A 7,278-nucleotide genomic window follows, 5' to 3' on the forward strand; every position below is an offset into this window, starting at 1 on the left:
TCCCGATATTTACAACAAAAAGTTATTTGTAGGAATTGTGTACTTGGTAGTAAGCTCAGGACTAAAGTCCTTACTACGAGCCTTCTGACTTGATTTTCATGGGTTGGGGTAATCTGCTAAAGTCATCATCAGGGGCTTGGTCTTGAAAAATTAACCCCACTGTCGGTTCAACATTTCGCAGAGAGTTCAAACAAGTAAAGTCCTGCCAAATACCTTGTCCTGCCGACTCTAATAATTCAATAGTTAAACCATCGCGTTTGTCTATTTGATATTTGAGAGTACCACCCCCAATTAAATTTTGTGATTTATTTAGCCAGTTATCTAATTTGGCTTCTAGGGCTTGTTTTACAAGTTTTTTGGTTTCTGCATCCCCAACTAATCCAGCGCGATCGCATATTGTATTGATGGCAGACTGAATATAAGGATGGGTACGTTCAATTTTTCCAGCTTGGTTGTTACCATTAAATTCCTTACCCGCCAATCGCACAAGGGATATAAATAATGCAGCCAATCCCCGATCGATGGCACGGGGGGCAAAAGGTGTGAGAGATAATGCTTCTACATGTTGATAAAATGTGGCGTGGTAGTGTTCAAATCTTTCGTAGTGGGATAAATCTCTGGGACGCGCCCAATTGTAAACTGTAAAGACGATACCGGGAAATGTCCGTCCTACGCGACTGGTGGCTTGGATGTATTCGGCGGTGTTTTTGGGTTGTCCCGTAACTACCATCACCCCCAAGCGTTTGACATCGACACCCACGGAAATCATATTTGTTGCCAATAAAACATCTAATGGTTCCAGTTGCTCGACCTTTTGCCCAGCTTTGCGTTTGGCTTTGATTTGGGCTTCTCGCACGGGGTCGAAGGATGTTTCCAGCCTATCTAAAACGACGGGAATATCTGTAGAATCCTTACGGGATGTGAGTTCTTCTAGGTTAATTCGCAGACGTTTGGCAAGTCCCCGACTATCCATTTTCCCCAGACGGATACGAATATCGTCATCCACCAAACGCCGCATTCCTCCTAATTCCCGCATCGAGTTAAAATAACCAACCAAGGTCATCCAGGGGTCAACGCGATCGCCATATTGTTGATTTTCGTATAGGTATTGGGAAGCTGCGAGAATAGCCACATAAATACGGATTAATGCAGCTTTCATCCGTCTTCCGGTGGCACAAATCCCCAGATATCTGCGTCCAAAATTCGTTTCGTCTGGTTGTCGCTGACGGGAGAAGAAATTATCGGATACATCCAAACCTTGGGGTGGAAAAACCTGTACTTGCCGCAAAAATAAATTGTGGATTTGGGTTTCTGCTTGGCGGATTGTGGCAGTAGAAGCGATGACTTTGGGACGAATTTTTTTCCCGTCTACTTCCCAGGAGGATAATTGGTCTACGGCTGTTTCGTAGAGTCCCACCAGGGTTCCCAAGGGTCCACTAATTAGGTGTAACTCATCTTGGATAATTAAATCAGGTGGACGCAGGGGATTACAGGGAGTTGTTTTGGCTGCCGGGAAATTGGCGTTTTTCTTGTGGGAGTCGGTATCTTCGATATCTGAAGAGCGAAACCCGTGGCGATCGCAATACCCATCGACTTGCCCAAATAGCATTTGAATCTCTCCTTTCCAGGGCATTTGGGCAAATTTATCGACGGTGGCAATTAAGAGTGTGGGTAAACGACGGTAAATTTCCTCATCAACAACAAGTATGGGTAAACCTTCCCCGGCAGATTGCTTTTTGCTAAATAAACATTTTCCCAGGGAATCACCGCAATAAACTAAAGTTCGAGCGCGTCCTTTACTAAAAGATTCGACTTCTATATTTTTACCTGGATCGATTTTAGAACCGCACCAGGGACAATTCGTGAGTTGGTGGGGGGAACCGCTAGTGCTTTGTTGGAACTGTCCCCGCGCTTGTTTGCAAAATTCCTCGCTTTGGTCGGTGTGGTTGGGGGTGGTGCGTTGACCTACCCACAAGCCAATACGAAATGGTTCTTTACCCCATTTGCTGGGGTTTTCTCGACGGATGGATTCGCAAGCACAAATTAAAGCTGTAGCGCGTTGGAATTGTTGTAATGTTAGGAGACGCAAGGTGTAGCGCATCAATACAGCTACCCCATATTCACCCGATAGCCCCGCAATAACTCCTTGCAATCTTCGCAATCCTATGGTATAAGCAGTTAAACCCAAATAAGCCTCGGTTTTACCACCACCAGTGGGGAACCACAGCAAATCTGCAACAGCGTCGGTTTCGTGGCTTCTATCGGGATGGTGTAATTCGGTGACACTGGGTAAATTCAGCAAAATAAACGCCAACTGGAAGGGAAACCAAGTCGGATTGGGTATTTTCCCTAAATCGGGATTTTGCCCCTGACGGTTTTGTTCCGAGTAAATAGAACGCACACGCTGCAAGTACATGGATTGATTCATAAATCGGAAAGCTTCCGCAGCATCGGGGTTAGTTTCCAGCAATTTCAAACCTGACTGGATGCGTTGGAGAGTGCGATCGCAATTTTTCATCGCTTCTTGGGCAACATCTTGATAATTTGTCAATCCTTCATCGGGGTTAGATATGCGCTGTGCTTGTTGCTGAATCCAAGTTGTGTAAGCTGTGACAAGGGGATTGAGTTTAGTCGAAAAATCTATCGTTGCAGTTTCCCCCAATTCTCGCATATCCAAAACTAACCCCTTTAATTCAGGGATTTCATCGGCTTGGGGTGGAGAAGTTTTGGGAACTTCGTACACAGGTATAATGCTGGTAGATAATTTAATTGCCCTTTCTGTAGTATTTGCTGCGGTGGTTGCATGAACACTTACCCCATGTCCGATAGCAAATTCTACCTGTTTGCGGTAAAGCATCGCCATTGCTTTTTCTTCCGCATAAATTACCGGATCGAGTTTACCGAGATTGCGGGGTTGGTGTCGTTTGAGAAAAATATCCGCTTGTTGGGAATCTGCGGAAGTGACACTTAATTGTGGTTGAAATAGCCATGCTTCATCTTTCTTGATTTTGGGTTCCTTTTGTCCGTTAATCAAAAATAGACTAACAATCCAATCACCGTTATTTTGCTGGCGAATTTTCCCTTGTACCTGAACTTGGGGATAATCGGGATGTACCATCCATTTAGAAATTTCTCCGGCTTTGAGGGGAATAGCGGGGGAAATTTCGCGGATTTGCTGACGCTTCCACACCATTTTCGGCGTATCATCTTTTTTGGTAATGGTTGCGCTTTTTTCCCGTTTATATTGTCCCCAAGCCGCAGCAATTCTTAACACTTTAGCCGTAGAACTAACGCAAAAAGTCATCCCCAAAGACGAGGGAAACATCCTTTCAGCCGGGGGAATACTAACTTCCGTTGTCCCATCTTCCACTGTTCCTTTCCCAACTACAGCCAATTCATCGAGATGTTCTGGTAACTGGCAATCAACCTCTCGAAACGGTTGCTCCTCTGGTTCGTTCGCAATTACCGATTTATTGACAGTCTCCGCAGCCAGATGACGTTGTTGCGGTGCAAGTAAACCCACCAAATAGCGATCGCTCACACTATCCTCATCAACTTCTTCTTCTTCTCCACCCGCAGGTCCTAGTAAATCTGCTAATACAGCTTGTTCTAATTCTTCGCGTATTTTATAGGCATTGGGTATTTGGGATGCCAGAATTTGATTATTTTCAAGCTTTTCTTCTTCAGAAATTACATTATTGACAGGTATAAATTGTTCTTCTAATAATTGACCTTCTTTTTCTGCGGGGACAAATTGGGTTTCCAAAAGTTTACCCTGTTCCCATACCTGGGGTTTTACCTTAGTTACTGGAGATTTTTTCGGTAAACGGGATTTTTTAGCTTTAGATTTTTGCTTGTTAAAGAAATTGATAATATCAGCAGCAATATTCTCTGTAATATCTCCACTCATCAACCAATCAGCATCTTCAACCTGGTCAACCCCCTCCAATAATACCGAAAGCTGAGACTCCGGTGCAGAAACCACACCACTCCAATCGAGTTGAACTTCATGCGATCGCAGTTGTTGATTAACTGTTGCTAAATCTAAATCACCTGGCAGTATGGAAGGAAGCTGAATAATCATTAATATTACCGAAAATAAATAATTGTTCGTAGTAAGCACTTTAGTGCTTCTTTCTCAACAATAAGCACTAAAGTGCTTACTACAAGCCTGTTTCATTACCAAGATTCCATAATTGTGAGTCGAAATTATCTAACAATATACAAGAATTATCCGCAGGAATGATAACCAACAAAGCTCGCATAGCCCTAGTCATTGCTACAAACAGGGTACGACGTTCCCGTGCCAAAATTTCTGTAATTTCCTCATCTGGTGTACCTTTGGCAATAATTGGGTAACTTCCATCCAAAAATCCTGCGATCGCTACAATGGGAAATTCTAACCCTTTTGCGGCTTTCAGGGTTATTACTTTAACACCTTGTTTATTTAAGTCTAATTCTTTACTGTTCATGAAATGGGCTTCTAAACCCAAGTATGAAAGTTGACCAGCAATTTTTATACCTACATTTTCCGTTGGCACTATTACTGCACAGGAACTAATCCCCAAGCGGTATTCGCGGGTAGCAGCTTGGCAAAACTGTGTTAGTAATTCGGCTTCGTCGGCAGCATTATTTACAGCCCTAACTGCGGGAGATGGTCCACTGTGAACATATTCCCGTTGTTTTTCCAAATCATCCAAAGCACCGTTAGTTAGGTATGCGATCGCAGCTTCGTTAATTTCGCGGGTGGTACGATGATTAACTCGTAGTACACCAGTTCTTCCCACAAATTTTAAATCCTGGTGAACATCACTCCAACGAAAACTACTACCATATATAGATTGATTGGCATCAGCAGTGATAAATAAACGGTTGGGAGATGCACAAATTTGGGTGAGGATGCGGAGGGTATTGGGGTCTAAATCTTGGGCTTCGTCAATGACCACGCCGTCGTACAATGGGGGAGCATCCATATCTCGGAGAATTTCTAAAGCGCGACTGCGAAGTTGATGCCAAGTTTCCAATCCTTGTTCTGCTAGGAGTTGGTAAAAATTTTCTCGCAAATGCCAAATTGCTTGACGTTGGGTTTTGTTGAGAGAAATTTCTCTACCCGTCCTCGATGTGGTTTGGTATGCTTCCAGGGTGTTAATTTCCCTAGCTGTAATCACCGTACTAATTTCATCAATGAGATAATCAATGCTCAGACGCTTTAAGGTTTGCTCTTGGGCTTGACGTTGGAGTAAATTACCCTCTAGGGATTCTATCGCAGACGCGATCGCTTTCTTCATGATTTTTCGCAGCACATCACCGGAAGCAATATTGGCTTTTTTCCCATTTTGGTTAATTATTGAGGCAATAATTGCATCTGCGGTTTTGACTTCCACGTATTTTATATCTTCCCCCAACAAACTCTCTAGCAATTGCTGAGAAAAGCCGATGAGAGCATTTGTATAAGTCGTAAATAATATTTTTGGCTTTTTTACCCCATTTGCCTGCAAAGTTGCCAGCAAAGCACGAACACGGTAAAGTGCAACCGTACTTTTCCCCGTACCTGGACCACCCTTTAATAGTGTAGGACCACTGGCATTAATTGCCCAGTTTACAAACTTTTCCTGTTCGGGATTCATTTTTAATAAGAAACCCAACAACTCACCCTCTGTAAACCGCAGCAAATCATCAGTGCTACCCGTAACATAACTGGGTTGGTTGAGAACGCGATCGAAATTCGGTTCGGCAATACAATCAAAGACAATATCGCACCATTTACTTGGCAAATTGATTGCCGTCAAATCATCTAAAGTTTTGCAAGCGATTAAATTAGTCCAATATTCTGTGGGAATTCGCAACCGTTTGAGTAATTCTTCTGTTAAAGATATGGGTAAAAGAGTTTCTGTATTTGTCGCTGTGGGAGAACTAAAATCTTTTGTATAGCTGGGTTTGATTGTGAGTATCGCTTCTACATCTGGTAAAGCATTAATATCAATCTCTGTGGTTTGGGCAAATAACTTATCACCCTTATATACATCCTTACGAGCATCCACACCCATCAAGACAACCCAACCATCACCATAGGTATAAATTATGCGATAGTCTCCTGAGCGCAAACGATACACATCACCCTTATAACCGTGGAGTTTTTTCTTTAGTTTCCCGTGGGGTTTGGGGTCATTTCGCAGGACTTCGATTTTCTCTAATATTTGTACCACCTGCTCTTTGGGAAAAACGAGGAGTTGGTTAGTAAATGTTGGTTTGTGGATAATCTCAAAGTTCATGCGATAGATATTTTATACACATGAATTTGATTATAGCGATAACCATGTATAAAAAATATTAGTTCGTAGTGAGGACTTTAGTCCTCATATTTAAGAAAGAGCTAAAGCTCTTACTACAAGCCTTATTCAGAATTTTTTAAGATTCCCCTGCTTGTTCTTTGAGTAAATTGACTAAACTATCAGATAACCATAAACCAGCATCACGTAAAGCTTGAATCCCAGGAGATATACTTGGAATAATCCCGCGCCTTTTTGCTAATATTAATAAACCTCCCGTCCCAATTATACTAATACCCAAAGCTTGACCGCAGCGTCGTGCTGCCCTATCGTCAACAATAGCAGCAAAGTCTGGATCTCCTAAAGCCAAACTCAACACTTGTGATTCTCCCTTTCCCAAATCCCAAGTTGCGACTTCAGGTGCAATAGTATTAACTTCTACTGTTTGTATCCAATCAATAGTAGGTAATTGTGTTGATGCAACATCATCTTTTGTGGTGACTTCTTCAAAAACACCTGACGGGACTAAAATTTCTGTGAATAATTGTGAAATTAATTGTGATTGTTGACTTTTCAAAAGCACAATTAAAGGCGAAGAATTAATGACAACGCGATTAATCGGCATTCGCTAATTCCTCGGCTAACTCCTCGGCAGTATATTGCATAAAGTCTACTTTATAGCGTGATAAAGCATTAATAAATTCAGCGCGAGTTAGTCCTGCTATTTCTGCTGCTTTTGCTTGTGATATTTCGCCTAATTCGTACCATTTTACAGATGCAGCAATTCGCATTTCTCTGACGAACTCTTCAGGGTTTTTGCGAAGTGCTGAGAATACTGTTTCTGGTAATTGAATGGGTACTGTTCGCATACTTTTTTCTCTATTTATTAAATGAGATAAATTTTCCAACAACTTAAGTCTTTTATTATATTAGCTCGTAGTGAGGACTTTAGTCCTCATATTTAAGAAAGAGCTAAAGCTCTTACTACGAACCTTTACGACGAACAAAT

Annotated in this window: 4 protein-coding genes; all 4 read right to left on the reverse strand. The window is 42.2% G+C overall.

The genetic code is table 11. From position 1 onward, the window contains the following. Positions 1–73: 73 nt before the first annotated feature. Positions 74–4,084, reverse strand: coding sequence for a DISARM system helicase DrmA (drmA, locus tag CK510_RS23060; protein ID WP_095723911.1), 4,011 nt, complete (start codon positions 4,082–4,084; stop codon positions 74–76). A 79-nt stretch (positions 4,085–4,163) separates the two neighbouring features. Further along, positions 4,164–6,272: a UvrD-helicase domain-containing protein gene (locus CK510_RS23065; RefSeq protein WP_095723912.1), complete on the reverse strand. Its 2,109-nt coding sequence runs from the start codon at positions 6,270–6,272 to the stop codon at positions 4,164–4,166. 136 nt (positions 6,273–6,408) lie between these two features. Continuing rightward, positions 6,409–6,894, reverse strand: coding sequence for a PIN domain-containing protein (locus CK510_RS23070; RefSeq protein ID WP_095723913.1), 486 nt, complete (start codon positions 6,892–6,894; stop codon positions 6,409–6,411). Next, positions 6,884–7,138 (reverse strand): UPF0175 family protein, encoded by a 255-nt coding sequence (locus CK510_RS23075; RefSeq protein ID WP_095723914.1) that lies wholly within the window; start codon positions 7,136–7,138, stop codon positions 6,884–6,886. Before CK510_RS23075 ends, CK510_RS23070 begins: the two co-directional genes overlap by 11 nt. Positions 7,139–7,278 lie beyond the last annotated feature (140 nt).

The organism is Brunnivagina elsteri CCALA 953 (genome assembly GCF_002289455.1).
GTDB classification, from domain to species: Bacteria; Cyanobacteriota; Cyanobacteriia; order Cyanobacteriales; family Nostocaceae; genus Brunnivagina; species Brunnivagina elsteri.

Excerpts from the sequence above, each read along its gene's own strand:
- CK510_RS23070 (WP_095723913.1), bottom strand. The coding sequence starts at position 6,894 with ATGCCGATTAATCGCGTTGTCATTAATTCTTCGCCTTTAATTGTGCTT.
- CK510_RS23065 (WP_095723912.1), bottom strand. The coding sequence starts at position 6,272 with ATGAACTTTGAGATTATCCACAAACCAACATTTACTAACCAACTCCTC.
- CK510_RS23075 (WP_095723914.1), bottom strand. The coding sequence starts at position 7,138 with ATGCGAACAGTACCCATTCAATTACCAGAAACAGTATTCTCAGCACTT.
- drmA (WP_095723911.1), bottom strand. The coding sequence starts at position 4,084 with ATGATTATTCAGCTTCCTTCCATACTGCCAGGTGATTTAGATTTAGCA.